The 14,901-nt window shown below is 51.8% G+C and carries 11 protein-coding genes and 1 pseudogene; 3 read left to right on the top strand and 9 right to left on the bottom strand.

All coding sequences use genetic code 11. From position 1 onward, the window contains the following. Positions 1-220 precede the first annotated feature (220 nt). Positions 221-2,476 (top strand): B12-binding domain-containing radical SAM protein, encoded by a 2,256-nt coding sequence (locus R70331_RS07430; protein WP_042174176.1) that lies wholly within the window; start codon positions 221-223, stop codon positions 2,474-2,476. After that, the gene (locus R70331_RS07425) at positions 2,473-3,759 is read left to right on the top strand and encodes an MFS transporter (RefSeq protein WP_042174175.1); all 1,287 of its coding nucleotides are present in this window, start codon (positions 2,473-2,475) and stop codon (positions 3,757-3,759) included. Before R70331_RS07430 ends, R70331_RS07425 begins: the two co-directional genes overlap by 4 nt. A gap of 22 nt (positions 3,760-3,781) precedes the next feature. Here R70331_RS07425 and R70331_RS07420 read toward each other — a convergent pair whose 3' ends face one another. After that, complete coding sequence (locus R70331_RS07420) at positions 3,782-4,150, bottom strand: VOC family protein (protein ID WP_042174174.1); 369 nt, start codon at positions 4,148-4,150, stop codon at positions 3,782-3,784. A 103-nt stretch (positions 4,151-4,253) separates the two neighbouring features. Next, entirely contained in the window at positions 4,254-5,204 is a 951-nt protein-coding gene (locus R70331_RS07415) for a helix-turn-helix transcriptional regulator (protein ID WP_042174173.1), read from the bottom strand. Between the two features lie 194 nt (positions 5,205-5,398). On the opposite strand from R70331_RS07415, the gene R70331_RS07410 reads away from it, so the two are divergent. After that, a complete protein-coding gene (locus tag R70331_RS07410) occupies positions 5,399-8,146 on the top strand; it encodes a cation-transporting P-type ATPase (protein ID WP_231576424.1) in 2,748 nt (915 codons plus the stop codon). 325 nt (positions 8,147-8,471) lie between these two features. On the opposite strand, the pseudogene R70331_RS31465 reads toward R70331_RS07410, so the two are convergent. From R70331_RS31465 to cntA, 7 genes and pseudogenes are all read right to left on the bottom strand, one after another. Beyond that, positions 8,472-8,622 (bottom strand): annotated as a pseudogene (locus tag R70331_RS31465) (sigma factor-like helix-turn-helix DNA-binding protein); the annotation flags it as partial. A 40-nt stretch (positions 8,623-8,662) separates the two neighbouring features. Beyond that, positions 8,663-9,835 carry a staphylopine family metallophore export MFS transporter CntE gene (cntE, locus tag R70331_RS07400; RefSeq protein ID WP_042174170.1) on the bottom strand — a complete coding sequence of 391 codons (1,173 nt, stop codon included), beginning with the start codon at positions 9,833-9,835 and terminating at the stop codon, positions 8,663-8,665. Beyond that, a complete protein-coding gene (locus tag R70331_RS07395) occupies positions 9,832-10,635 on the bottom strand; it encodes an ABC transporter ATP-binding protein (protein ID WP_042174168.1) in 804 nt (267 codons plus the stop codon). Before R70331_RS07395 ends, cntE begins: the two co-directional genes overlap by 4 nt. Beyond that, positions 10,619-11,443, bottom strand: coding sequence for a staphylopine uptake ABC transporter ATP-binding protein CntF (cntF, locus tag R70331_RS07390; RefSeq protein WP_042182319.1), 825 nt, complete (start codon positions 11,441-11,443; stop codon positions 10,619-10,621). The genes R70331_RS07395 and cntF overlap by 17 nt, the downstream gene beginning before the upstream one ends. Before the next feature lie 5 nt (positions 11,444-11,448). Then, entirely contained in the window at positions 11,449-12,342 is an 894-nt protein-coding gene (cntC, locus tag R70331_RS07385) for a staphylopine uptake ABC transporter permease subunit CntC (protein WP_042174164.1), read from the bottom strand. After that, positions 12,343-13,275: a nickel/cobalt ABC transporter permease gene (gene opp1B, locus R70331_RS07380; RefSeq protein WP_042174162.1), complete on the bottom strand. Its 933-nt coding sequence runs from the start codon at positions 13,273-13,275 to the stop codon at positions 12,343-12,345. A gap of 21 nt (positions 13,276-13,296) precedes the next feature. After that, on the bottom strand, positions 13,297-14,895 hold the full coding sequence (gene cntA, locus R70331_RS07375) for a staphylopine-dependent metal ABC transporter substrate-binding lipoprotein (protein ID WP_042174160.1): 1,599 nt from the start codon (positions 14,893-14,895) through the stop codon (positions 13,297-13,299). Positions 14,896-14,901: the final 6 nt, after the last annotated feature.

The raw sequence follows: 14,901 nt of genomic DNA, 5'->3' as shown, positions 1-14,901 counted from the left end.
TTTTAGCATATAATCTCTACAATACCCAAAGGAGGTGAATTTGTATGAAAAAGGAAGAGCAAGAGCTGCTTGCCGCCATTCTGGAAGTCACCGAAGAATTTGATAGCGTTACTACACGCGAGAACAACATTAATAACATCCACTAGCAGCCTTTCGCGCCCCTGCCTCCTCATTGGAGCTTCTTAATGAGGAGGTATTCTCTTATTATGGAGGTCTTAGAATGGTAAAAACGGCGCTTATATACCCTCCTGTCAGCGATCCTACATCGGGTTATCACAGCCTTTGCTGTTTGGCGGGCTATGCGCGGCAATACGGCTTTGAAGACATTGATATTATTGACAGTAACATTGATTCGTGGCTATATACAGTAGCCCCTGAGCAAATCGGGATGACGATGCAATCTGTCAAAGAACGGAGTGTGCAGCTTCAAACCAGGGAACAGCTTACACCCATTGAACAAATGGAGCTGCATTACGCACTCAAAGTGCAAGGTATGAATTTCGCAGAGGCTCTGCCGGCTGCGCTGCATACGTTCCGGGACGAAGCTGCATTTTTTGACTACAGGCTGTATACCAGCGCTGTTGAGACCGTGATGCTCTGGATGGATGCCTTATCTTTAAAAGGCTTCCCGGGGCAGTTCCGGGGGTTCAGCCTGGCAACCAGCGGATTTTACAATATCTTTAGCTCACTGGATATGCGTGATCCTGAAATTACCGGGATGATCTCCCGGCCGTTCGCTGATTATTACAGCAAGGAATTGATTCCCGGTATGATTACAGGCGGCTATTCGCTTGTTGGCATCAGCATCACCTATGTCGCCCAAATCCCCTTTGCACTCAGCATGGCACGCCTTATCCGGACAAGCTGTCCGGAAATACGGATTATCTTCGGCGGCACTGCCGTCTCGGATTACTGGAAATACATTTTGGACAAAAAAGATTTCTTTGCAGTATTCGACCCGGCAGATGCCTGCATTATCGGTGAAGGCGAGAGTGCCTTTGTCTCTATCCTCCAGGCCTTGGAGCACGGTACTCCTATACCTGCATCTGCCAATATCGCTCTGCACCCAAGGCATCAGGCCGCGCATGACCCGGCAGCTCTGAGAATTAAATATGAAGATATCTGCTCCTTTCCGGTGCCGGAGTACAGCAAGCTGCCCTGGGAGAAGTATCTGTCCCCGTTTCCGTTCATTTACTATTCGCCTTCGCGGGGGTGCTACTGGAACCGGTGTACCTTTTGTGATTACGGCTTGAACACCGATTCACCTACAAGCCCCTGGCGGCAATACCCGCTGGATAAAATCATCGAAGATTTGAGGACGCTCGCCGTCACCTTCAAATATATTTATTTCTCAGTGGACGTGCTTTCTCCTGCCTTGCTCCTGAAGCTTGCAGCAGCCATTCTGGAAGAAGGACTTGATATCCGCTGGGGAGCAGAGATCCGGCTTGAGGAATACTGGACACCAGAACGCTGTGAATTGCTGCATCAAAGCGGCTGTACTGCCATCTCGGTCGGCTTTGAATCCGGCAACCAGCGGATATTGAATCTGATTAATAAAGGAACCAGGGTTGACCGGCTGCAGGAAACGATTCAAATGTTCAGCGAAGCCGGCATTGGCGTGCAAATTATGGGCTTTACCGGCTTCCCTACGGAAACGGTTGAAGATGCTCTGGGCTCCGTTGAATTTTTGGAGAAGAATACCATGTATTGGACCTTTGGCGGACTCGGCCAATTCGTCTTAACCAAAGGTGCCATTATAGCCAAGGAGCCGGAACGCTTCAATATTCATGGTGTCCGGCCGTTCGAGGGGGAGGATGTTGCATGGCGGCTGCATTACAGTGAGCCTGAGGATCTTCTGGCTGACTCTTCCCGCTGCGGGCCGAAGGAGCTGACTGAGGCCAAAGCCTCCTTGCGGGGAAGTCTGCTGGACCGTCCCTGGGTTGGGGGAGTGGATACTGCACATTCGATGTTCTATCACGAGAGGTTCGGAAATCATATCCTGAGCATCATCGGCGGTGCAAATCATACGCCGGCTAACGGGGACACAGTCATGGAATTAAACGGTCATCTCCTTGAGGGACATTATTACCTTCCTGTACACAAGCTGTTCAGCAAAAAGGACCTCGACCACATCCTTGATACCTCCGAACGCGAAGGAAAGGCCGTCACCGCGCAAAATATATCGGAGCTGCTTCAGTGGTGGAAACCGGATGTTCCCGGCTACGCAGAGCCGCAGGAGCAGCAGCTGTTCGTCCGGCGGGACGGTACTCTTTTTCCGTTTCCCGCCCCGATGATCGTTTTTTTGCGGAAGTTCGAGCATGGCTTAAGCTTAACGGAGCTGCTTCAGCACTCCTCGCAGCAGGAGTTCCATACAAAGCTGTGGCAGCACTGTATCAGCAACCGGTTTCTGCGGCTGAAGCAGCCGCCGGTAACAGAGGTATACAGAGCCTTGGACAGAGGAGGCGTGTTCAGTTGAATTCCGCAGTAAGCAAGCCTAATTACAGGCTCCTCCTGCAGCATAATGCGGACTTCCGCTATTTATGGCTGGCCCGTGCCTGCTCCTTCTTCGGAGATGCCTTATACAATCTGGCGATTAGCTGGCTCGTGTATTCGATGACTGGCTCCTCACTCCAGGTGGGGCTAGTCATCGTCACTAAATTCCTGCCGGAAATGATACTCGGCCTATTCATCGGGGCCTGGGTTGACCGCTTGAACAAAAAAATCCTGATGCAGATCTCCGATGCCGCTCAGGCCCTGCTCACCGGAACCCTTGCTGTGCTCATGTTAACCGGTCAGCTGCAGCTGCTGCATATCTATCTGATTACAGCTGCCCTTGCGATAATGGGCAATCTGTTCGGGACTTCACAGAGCTCCTTAATGCCCGAGCTCATCGCAGATAAAGCCTATCTTATCCCGGCTAACTCACTGATGTCTGTTTCCCTGCAAGTCACCCGTATTCTCGGTACGGTTGCCGGCGGAATACTGGTGGCCTCCATTGGAAATTCAGGAGCCGTGGTTGTAGATGCGGTATCCTTTATCCTCTCGCTCGCCCTGATTCAGCGGATTAAATTCCGCAGCAAGACCAAAAGACAACCCGGCACTGCCGGGTTGTCCATCTTCGCGGAAATTCATGAGGGCTGGGGATGGCTGCGGGGGCAGACTGCCCTGCTGCTGCTTATCCTTCTCGGTACACTCAGCAACATTGCCCTGGGGCCAAGCAATGTGCTCCCCCCCATGCTGATCGGGGAGCTGCTGCAGGGCGGTTCCCGCGAGCTAGGTATTTTTAATGCAGCTATTGGTGCCGGTCTGCTTCTGGGCGGACTCTTTGTCGGCAGCAGGTCGCCCCGGAGAATCGGTCTCTGGTTCTCCGTCGGGCTGGGGATTCAAGGCCTCGGCATGGGTGTGATCGCACTATCTCCTGCACTTTGGCCGGCCTGCTTCGGCAACTTGCTTCTGGGCTTCGGAGTAACCGTTACAGTAATCCCGATGAGCACCCTGTTTCAGCTCCTGGTTCCGTCGCAGCTTCGGGGACGCGTCAACAGCATCAGCTCCCTGGCATTTAACCTCTCTATCCCGTTAACCTACGGCGGAGTAGGTGTTCTGGCCGACAGCATCGGTGTAGCCATTTGCTTCGGAATTGCCGCTGCCCTGTTTGCCGTCTGCCTGACCGCCGGGCTGTCCAATCCTCATCTGCGCAGCCTTGACATCCAAGCTCCGCCATCCTCCCGTGCACCGGACAAGGAATTTCATGCAGGGTAATATCAGGGTGCAGGATATCGGATTAGCCTTTGCTGTGAAGGGTAACCAGATAGCCGTCCGGGTCGGCAAAGGTAAAGGTCCGCCCGAAGGGGCCATCAATGGGTGCGGAAGCAATCTTTACGCCTCCTGCAGTAAGCTTGTCATGGATTTCTTGCGTATCAGGGGCATAGAGCCACAGAGCAACACCGAGTCCAGGCTGAGTGCCTGAACCAAGCTCTGTTCCCGGCAACAGGTCACGAAGAGCAAATGCAATAGGCTTTGTATCAAAGACTACAGCATGCGGCGGTCCCGCTTGCGAGCGGACCAGTCCGAGATAGTGTTGATAGAATTCTGCTGAGCTCTCAAGATTGCTCACCTGAAGTGAAATGAAATCGGGTCCAATGGCTGACATAATATTCTCCTTTGTATGCGGGTTTGTGTAAGATGTTAATACAAGTCTTAACACCAGCTCTTGTATAACTTGATTATACGAGCACCCTCTTGCCAACAGTATGTCAGTAGCGTTCTTGCATTTTGCTGATTTCTTCTCTGATCCGGTTTCTGAAGGACTCCGGTTCAGTGATTACCACATCTGCACCCCACCCAAGCATCCAGCTCAGCAATTCCTCCGGCTCGCGGACACGAAAAGTAGCATGGTACCCATCCTCTCTAGCTTCAGCAGTCTCCATATAATAGTTGTTCGCCTCTTCTACTCTATCGGCGATGTCTGAATTGAAAATGGCGCAGACCTGTATGCCGCGGGTATCCTTAGGCCGATAGGATTGCAGGTTGAAGTGATCAGGAAGCTGAAACGGTTCATCCGTCACGGTAAGGTCACTGATTCTGGAGACACGAAAATGGCGAATATCCTTCCGCAGTTCACAGAAGGCAAGTAACAGCCAGCCGTTCTGCTCATCATGCGCCAATCCGAATGGCGATACCGTTCGCACAGTTACCCTGCCCCCATCCGCTCTAGCAACCCGCTTGTTATAGGTAAAACGAATCTTCTTGCTCTCCAGCATGGCTTCACGAATGATTCCCAAGTGCTCTTTCTCCCGCAGCATGACGGCCATCTCATCTTGATGGAGCAGCCGGATGCCTCCTTGTATCCGGCTTGTCTCCTCACGGATGGGGCCAGACAGAATGGCCTCTATTTTTTTGCTGGAAGAACGGGCACTGCTGCGAAAAGCCGGATCAAAACGTTTTTCGATGAATTCAGCGCCAAGAACAAGTGACACTGCCTCTTCTACTGTAAAACTAATGGGCGGAAGAAAGTAGCCTTCCATTAACGAATAGCCTAATCCTGTCTCACCAATGATGGGAACACCTGCCTCACTCAAAGCCTGCATATCACGATAAATCGTTCTTACACTGACCCCCAAAACCTCTGCTAATTCATCTGCTGTCTGCAATCTGCTTCGCTGCAGCTCTATCACAATCGCTAAAAGACGCTCTGTTTTATTCAATTCAGGCTGCACTCCCTTGCGTAGAATTCATCTGTTCATCACTAGTACCGATTTTTTTTGAAACCTGTTCTGTCAACTTTAGCATTTATCTGCTCCTTATGTGAACATTTCATAACGACTTCCCTCTGAAGCGTTTGCCTCGGCGCTATCCCGTTTAATGAATGGGAAGATTTAAACCAGAGGAGGCGACTGACTTGGCAGAGAAGCAGGACAAATTGTGGCATGCCTTGGACAGCCAGCATACGCTGGAAGCATTGGAAACAGACAGTGAACGCGGACTGAGTAATGGCGAGGCAAAAAGCCGTCTGGACAGGTATGGAAGAAATGAGCTGCCTGAAGGAAAGAGAACACCGGTTATCTTTAAGTTTTTAAAGCATTTTAATGACGTGCTAATTTACATTTTGCTGGCAGCCGCCGTTATTATGGCCATTTTGGGCCATTGGAGTGACACCGTCGTCATCGTTATTGTAGCCATCGTTAATGCAACAATCGGTTTCATGCAGGAGCACCGGGCCGAACAAGCGCTGGAGGGCATCAAGAATATGCTGTCTCCGGAGGCGCAGGTGCGGCGGGATGGAAATCTGACAAAAATTGAAGCGGCGGAGGTCGTACCGGGTGATATCGTGCTGCTAAGTGCGGGGGATAAAATTCCGGCAGATCTCAGAATGCTCAGCAGTGATAACCTGAAGGTTGAGGAATCGGCACTGACCGGCGAATCCACCTCTGTTGAGAAGCAGACGGGCGCGCTGGAGGAGGAAGTGACACTGGGCGACCGGACCAACATTGTTTTTTCCGGGACGACCGTCTCATCCGGCACGGGGACCGGCGTAGCGGTAGCAACCGGGGATCAGACAGAAATCGGAAAAATAAACAAGTCGATTGCCTCCGTCGAAGAACAAAGCACACCGCTGCTGAAACAGACTGCCCATTTCGGCAAGATGGTATCCATCGTTATAGTTGCCGTAGCTGCACTGATGTTCGGATTCGGGTATTGGCTGCGTGATTATGAAGTCGGAGAGCTGCTGCTGTCGGTCATCGGTCTGGCTGTAGCGGCAATCCCCGAAGGCTTACCGGCCATTCTGTCCATTATCTTGGCAATCGGTGTACAAAATATGGCGAAAAGAAAAGCAATTGTCCGCAATCTGCCTTCGGTAGAAACACTCGGCGCTGTTTCGGTCATCTGCTCGGACAAAACAGGCACCCTGACCAAAAACGAAATGACGGTCACCTCCGTGGTAACATCCTCCCGAGAATACGAGGTAACAGGAACGGGCTACGCTCCGGATGGCGAAATTCGCCGGAACAAAGAGCAAGAGGCCGACCCTGAAGAGGATCGGACGCTGAAGCATCTGCTGATATGCGGGGTAACCTGCAACGATTCTGTTCTGACCAAAGAAGAAGGTAAATGGACGCTTCAAGGTGATCCTACGGAAGGCTGTCTGCTTACGCTTGCGGGCAAGGCACAATCCGAGATACCTGAACTGGAAATAACATCGAAGCTGCCATTCGACTCCGAGTATAAATATATGGCGGTGTTGACGAAGGATGAGGGCCGATCGCTTATCTACGTCAAGGGTGCTCCTGATCGCCTGTTTGAAATGGCGGACAGTCAGGCGGAGGATGATGGCGTAGCCCCGTTCGATGCCGGCTTCTGGCGTGACCAGATGCAGGCCCATGCCCGCAAAGGACAGCGGGTCATTGGACTTGCGATGAAGGAGCTGCCGGAAGGGGCGTCCCCTGATCAGGTAGATCATGACGATCTGAAGGAAGGGCTTGTATTTCTGGGACTCACGGGCATCGTCGATCCGCCGCGTGATGAGGTGGTGGACGCTATCCGCGAGTGCAAGAATGCAGGCATTGAGGTCAAGATGATTACCGGCGACCATAAGGAAACCGCGATGGCGATCGGCAAACAGCTCGGCATCGGCGACGGCGAGCATTCAATCGAAGGCCGGGAGCTGGACCGTATGTCCAAGGAAGAGCTGCAGGAGGCCGCACGGCAATACTCTATCTTTGCCCGGACCAGCCCGCAAAACAAGCTGCAGCTGGTCGAAGCGCTGCAAAGCAGCGGCAGCATCTGCGCCATGACCGGCGACGGGGTGAACGACGCGCCGGCCCTCAAACGGGCAGACGTAGGTGTTGCAATGGGCATCAAGGGAACAGAGGTGTCCAAGGATGCCTCGGAAATGGTGCTGGCCGATGACAACTTCAGCACCATCGTCCAGGCGGTGAAGGAAGGCCGGCGTGTGTACGACAATCTGAAGAAAACCATCCTGTTCATTCTGCCGACTAACGGTGCTGAAAGCTTCCTGATCATGGCGAGCATCCTGCTGGGCACCGTGATTCCGCTGACGCCGATCCAGATTCTGTGGGTTAATATGGTCAGCTCGGTTACCGTTTCCCTGGCGCTGGCGTTTGAGCGCATCGAACCGGGTGCGATGAAACGGCCGCCCCGCAATCCGGCTGCGCCTCTGCTAAGCAAGTATTATATTTTCAGGATACTGTTCGTATCGGTGTTGCTCGGCGGCGGAACGCTGGCGATGAGCATGTCCCTGCTGGATAACGGATATGACCAGAGCGTCGTCAACACCGTTACAATGCAGACCATCGTCCTGGCCCAAATGTTCCATTTATTCAACTGCCGTACAGAGCTGGAGCCGGCATTTGGCAAAGGCTTTTTCGCCAACAAAGCCGTATTCGTCGTATCCGGCCTGCTGATCCTATTCCAGCTGTCCATCACCTATCTGCCGTTCATGAACAAGGTGTTCGGTACTGTGCCGATCGGCCTGTCCTACTGGACGTTCCCGCTTATGATGGGAGCTGCGGTATTCGTCATTATTGAAATCGAAAAGACCATTACGCGCACCATCGTCCGCCGCCGAAGCGAAGGCGGAAATAGCGGCGAGGGCGGCGTCAAGAGTGCAGCTCCATCGCGAGTTTAAGGGCACGCGCGATCCTCGGTTAGTGCAGCAGGAGCTGTCCCAAAAGCCATGAAATGGCTACTTGGGACGGCTCTTTATTCTGGAGTAGAATCAATGTGAGCACTTGGGTGGACGCTCCGCAGACAGAACGTTGTTCCAACCGCTGCCCAGTCCAGATTTTTTTCATTCCCCTTAGTGGTGAAAATCCGGACACAAAGGCGAACGCTTCGCTTTTCCACAATCATTCTGCCCCCTCCGCTGTTTAAGCGAGAATTGACTCTTCCATCCTAAAAAGGATTTGTCTCTACTCGTAGAAAGACTACTTTTGGGACAGTCCCTTCACTTTTTACTGCTTCCCCTTATAAAACTCATGACACAGCTTCATTAGCGCACGCTTCCCGACCCGCGATACATAGCTGCGGCTAATCCCAAGCTCCTTTCGCAATCTCCTGCTGCGTCCGCTCCTCTCCGCCGGTGTCCAGGCCGAAGCGGCCGACGGCAAGCCTCCTTCTCATGATCGACCTGGGATACTAATTATTAATATCGTTGCCGCTGTGGCCCATAGATTACCAGAAGCAGGCCTCCTCCCAAAACCGCACAAACGAAGTACATCCCGGCATACGATAACCAATCGACCACAGGACCCATAATTACCCCGCCAAGCGATACGCCCAGATCAGCCATGGCTATAAACAAACCGATCAGTACATTGCGGTTTATTTCCGGGAGTACAAAGGTTAAGTAGGTGGTTAAGGTTGGATACAGCATAGCCTGGGCCAAGCCCATGAATAAAGCACCGCAATAGAACACTACAAATCCACCCATACTGCTGGAAAGCCCCGTAAACAAGGATGCCACCGTAATTGCAAGAATAATGCCTGTTACAAAAGCAGGATGCCATCTCCCGTCCGAAGGTATCTTTTTCCGCAAAAAGAACCTCGCCGCAACAATCATTCCGGCCTGCAGCATTAAATAAACGGCTGCACTGCCGTGGTCGTTCTGTGCTGCATATAATGGAATAAAGACAGTTACGGCGCCAAAAATAATGGACGCACCCAGCATCAATATACTGCAGCGAAACAAGTGAGGGTTCGTGATTAACTGGTTAAATGAACCCCGCATGCTCGTTTTATGAGCTTTGGGCCGGTTATCAGCAGCTGTCTTCACCGTGGCACTGAAGCCTACAGCTCCTGTAAGTACAGCCATGCCGACAATAACCGCTGTAAAAACATTCATGTTCCCGGTCTCCCAAATGTTCACTGCCAGCAACGGTCCTAATACCCCGGGCATTGATGCACAAAGTGAATACATGGAAATTCCTTGCGAACGCTCCTTCTGCGGCAGGGCATCAATAATGCCAAGCTGCAATGACATGGAGAAAAAAGCTGTACATATCCCTTGCAGCATCCGGGCGAAGAAATACCCGCCTAACCCGGTAAAGGTATAAAGAGATAAAGCCAAGGCGTTAATTACCAGAATAACGCGCAAAACTTTGACCGGTCCCAGCTGATGGATGACCTGGCCGGCCCAAGGCCGCAGGAACATGGTCGTTAACAAGTACGCCCCCATGACAATGCCAATTGTTGAATTGCTGGCGCCGAGGGACTCTCCCTTTAAAGGTATAATGACATTGAGAATGGAATTCGCGCTGAAATACAGCAGCGTCAGCAGATACAAACGCAGAAAGGGCCAAGACAGGGCTCCCTTCACAGGGTACTCTCCTTTCCGTCTGCACATCCATTGCTACCGCACTCTTCGGGATCAGTAAAGCGCAGGGCCATCTGTAGCAAGACTTTAGAATACTCGGACTGAACATTATGTAATTGGTCGGCAGATACAATCTCTTCGATTTGTCCGCTGCGCAGAAACATCATGCGGTCACACAGATAGGCTGCCGCCTGGATATCATGGGTGATGAAGATATAGCTCATGCCGTACATTTCTTTCAGCGTCTTCAGCAGCTCAAGCACCTGGAATTGTACGGAGGCATCGAGCGCACTAACGGCTTCATCCAGGACGATGCAGGCCGGCTCAGTCGAAACAGCTCTGGCGATGCATACCCGCTGTGCCTCTCCTCCGGACAGCTCATGAGGATACTTCATCCGATAAGAAGAGTCCAGCCCTACCTGGCGCAGCAGAAGGTCAATCTGCTTCCCGATTTCCCCGTCTTTCCACCCAAGAAGTCTCAGAGGTTCAGCCAAAGCCTTCTCCACCGAGTAGTACGGATGAATCGATGAAGTATAATCTTGAAAGACCGCACTGATCTTTCCCCGCCGGCCGTCCCGCTTACCTATGCTTTTGCCTTCAAACCAGATACTCCCGTGATCAGGCTTCTCAATACCAAGCATCAGACGTCCCAAAGTCGACTTGCCGCTGCCGCTTTCTCCGATTATCCCCAGTACCTCGCCTGCCTCTACAGTAAAGCTGATATTATACAACACTTTTTTATTTTTAAGTGAGAACGCTCCCCCGCCAGCATAGGATTTCTCCACCTTATCCACGGTCAACATGCTGAGGTCCCCCCATCCTGCTGATAAAATGCCGGCTTAGTGCCTGCTTAGCTTCAATCAGATGTCTTGTATATTCATGTCTCGTACGGATGAAAATATCGGCTGTAGTCCCGCGCTCCAGAATCTCGCCGCTCTTCATGACCACTATCTCGTCCGCAATCCGTTTCACCACGCCTAAATCATGCGAAACAAATATCATGGAGCAGTCTGTTTCAGCCCGCAGGCGGATCAATTGTTCCATAACCTCGTATTGTGAAATCGTATCAAGCGCAGATGTCGGTTCATCGGCAATAATCAGCTTGGGCTCAAGCACGATGGCAAGTGCGATCATCATCCGCTGGAGCATGCCTCCTGAAAGCTGATGCGGGTATTTATTCATCAGTTCAACCGGATCTTTGAGCATGACGCTCTCCATCGCTCTGGCCATCCGCGCCGTTATTTCACTGAGACCCCAGCCATAGTGCTGCTGCAGCGTCTCTTTGAAATGGGTGCCGACCACACTTGAAGGATCAAAGGCGCGCATGCCGTTCTGCATGATCAGGCACAACTGTCTGCCCCTTTGCTCCCGCATCTCCGCTTCGGAAAGCTTCGCCAGATCCTTGCCGTTCAGCTTAATGCTTCCCAATTGTCTAATGTTGTTTTTATTCAGCCTAAGGAGCGCCCGGCAGGTTACAGATTTTCCGCTTCCGCTCTCTCCTACAATGGCCAGACAGCTCCCCGGCCTAACTTGAAAGGAACTATCCGAAACAATGCTTCTGCCGGTCGAATCGTCCCATATCCGTAAGTTTGAAACCTCCAGCGTGTTCATAGAATTCATGCCACCTCTTCTCCCTTTGGTTTGGCGGAGAATAAAGCGAAGGCCCGCTGTGATTTGTTAGCCTTCCTTTGCAATTTCGGGTCCAAGGCTGCCTGAAGCGCATCGGAGCAGAAATTAATCGCCGAAACGACGATAACGATAGCCAGTCCGGGGGCAAGCATAAGCTCCGGCCGGGAGAACATCACCCCTCTGGCTTCATTCAGCATCATCCCCCACTCTGCGTGAGGCGCCTCGATACCTAAACCCAGAAAGGACAAGCCTGAAATTTGCAGGATCATGGTGCCAAAAGCGCTGCTGCCAATCACTGCCATATCCGGAAGGGTCATAGGGAGGATCTGCTTCATCATAATGGTCAAGTTGCCCATCCCCAATGTCTTGGCGAATCTTACATAGTCTGTATCGGCATACTGCATGACCGAGGTCCGGATGACTCGTGCAAACCAGGCCCACTTCATAATGACGAAGGCGATCAGGATGTTCTGGATTCCCGGACCCAGGATGCCGACAACAGCCAGTGACATGACGTAACCCGGAAAGGAGAGCATGACGTCACATACCCTCATTAGGATATTGTCCGTCTTACCTCTGAAGTAGCCGGCGATGAAGCCGAGAATGGCGCCAAAGGAAGCCGATACCGCCAGAGCAACAAATACCCAGAGTACACTGGGACGAATGCCGTATATTAATCTGGACAATACGCAGCGTCCCAGATGATCGTTACCCAGTAGATACTGCCAGGAGGGTGAAGCATAGCGCAGCTCCATCTGGACCTGCTGTGGATCATGGGGGGCAAACCAAGGCGCACAGATTCCGAGGATTGCGGTCAATGTTATGACAGTCAGGGACAAGGCCGCCAGCTTGTCCCTGCACATCCTTTGAAGTACATTCATCTAGAACTCCTTTCTCAGCTTGGGATTCAATGCAGCGTTAATAAGATCCGAAAGGGTATTGAACACCACGAAGGAAACAGCCAGCACCAGGACATATGCCTGGATGACCGGAAAATCACGGCCCAGAATGGAGTTCACGGTCAATGCCCCGAGTCCCGGCCAGGCGAAGATACTCTCTACAACGACTGTGCTCCCAAGAATAATCGGAACTGCCATACAGAATACGGAGACGGCGACCTGCATAGAGTTCTTCAGCATCCGCAGTGTAATTTTCCCTTCCGGCAAGCCGCATGCCCTGGCATAAAGCGTGTAGTCTTCATGCAGTTGGCTTAGCATCGAGCTTCGTACAATGCGAAAGTAGATACCGGCATAACTGACCGTCAGCACGGTCACTGGCAGGATGTAGCTGGCATAAGAATCCATACCGCTCGTCGGCAGCCAGTCCAGCCTGACAGAGAAATACCAGATCATTATCGCTGCAAGCCATGCCGAAGGCATGGATGTGAGGAAGAATGAAATTCCGCGGACCGAGCGGTCTAGCAGCCTGCCTTCTTTCAGCGCGCAGAAGATGCCCAGTCCAACAGACAACACCAGAATGGCAACCACCGATACCAACGTTAATTTAAGCGTATTTAGAAATGCGGGTCCAAGCATCGACCATACCGGGGTACCCGTTATATAGGATTCACCGAAATCCAGCCGGAGACAGGAGGACAGCCAATGGAAATAGCGGATCATAAACGGCCGGTCCATGCCCAGCGCTATTTTTGTCTCCGCAAGCAGTGCTTCGGTGATTTGCGGGACTCCCTGTGCCCGCAGCACAACCTCTGCCGGGTCCAGCGGTGAAAGATGATTCAGCACAAAAGTCAAAAAGGAAATGATAATCAGCAGAGGAACCGTTAGCAGTGTTCTTTTCAGGATAAAAACTTTCATAAAGCCCCTTTCCGTCTCCGATTATTGAAAATGCATAGTCTCGAAAGGCAGCTCAAACTGGGTTTGCTTAAAACCGATGCCTTGTAGACTGCCCGGAGCAACCACTGTAAGATTGCCGTTCGTAATCGGGATAAAGACCGCTTCATCATGGACAGTCGTCAAAATATCCGCGTAGAGCGATTTCCGTTGTTCCTCATCGGTAGTGACCATGACCTCCTTAATATTGCTATACAGGTCTTCTGCCTGGGCAATACCGCTTGTTGCATGATAATAAGATGACTCCGTGGTGAATGCAGAAACGGTACTTTGCGGGTCATAAGCCAGTCCCCAAGTCTGGTTAAATAAGAGATCATAATCCCCCGCGGCTCGCCGCCTCGCAATTGAGGAAGAGTCCTCCCCGACCAGAGTAAGCTGCATGCCTATGCCTTTTACGGTATTCTGGATCAGCTCGGCTTGCGTTTTCTGCGATAATGAAGCCGCATCATAGTATAGCTTCATCGTTAAGGGCTTACCGTCTTTCATCCGAACTTCTCCGCTAGAGAGTCCCCAGCCCGCTTCCTCCAGCAATCGTTCAGCCGCAAGCAAATCATAGGCTCTCGGCTTCAATCCGATATCCGCGTAGTTCACATTGGGGGAGAACAAGGTTTCGGCGGGCGTCTCTTTCCCGTTAAAAATATGCCGGGCGATAGTATCACGGTCGATAGCATACCAGATGGCTTCACGGACGGCTTTTTCATTTGCAGGACTGTCTGTCTTGCCGCTGTTAGCCACGATCATCTTCGTGTTCATCGGCTCACTTCTGACCACCTGATAGTCCCCGGATTCCGCCAGCCGGTCCATTGACTCCGCATCGATGCTGTCCGTTCCTCTGTCATCAGTAAAGACGAAGTTCACTTCCCCCTTTTGCAGGGCCAGAAATGTTGTTTCCCCTGTCGGAAGCACCTTTGCTGTGATTTTCTCTATAGCTGGTGCACCGTTCCAGTAATCTTTATTCGCTTCGAATACAGCGTATTGATCCGTCTGATGCTCTGTAAGCCGGTAAGGGCCTGTGCCGTTATAACCGTTGACTCCATCCTTGGTTTCTCCATTGATAAAGTCTTTCGGGGAAAGGAACACATAAGGCCTTGTCATGGAAAGCTCCAGTAATGCCGGGTAATACGGCTCCGATAACGTCATTTCAAAGGTATACTCATCGATCACCTTGGTGTCCACAATTTTCGTAGACAATTTAATCCAGGCGTGCTTGACTGCATTATGCTGGACTGCGTCGATATTCAGCCTGACCGCCTCCGCATTAAACGGTTCTCCGTCATGGAAGACAACGCCCTGCCTTAGATGGAACGTATAGACCGTCCCGTCTGCGGAGATGTCCCATGATTCTGCCAGCAACGGCTTGATTCCCTCAGGTGTATTCTCAACCAAGGACTCGTATACCTTCCCCTGCGCCGGCATAGAGCCAGTGTATAAATGAGGGTTCATGTCGTTAATGTCCTTTACCGTAGCATAAACCAGCTCACGGCTTGAATTGGACGTATTCTGTCCGCTGTCTGCTTGCCCGCATCCGGCCAGCACAGCCATGGATGTAACGGCTGCCAGCAAAATGGCATATCTTCTTTTCATCTTTAT

Origin of the sequence: Paenibacillus sp. FSL R7-0331 (genome assembly GCF_000758645.1) — a bacterium.
Lineage (GTDB): Bacteria > Bacillota > Bacilli > Paenibacillales > Paenibacillaceae > Paenibacillus_AQ > Paenibacillus_AQ camerounensis.
Note: the sequence above shows the minus strand (reverse complement) of the source record. Positions and strands in the feature narration are given on the sequence as shown.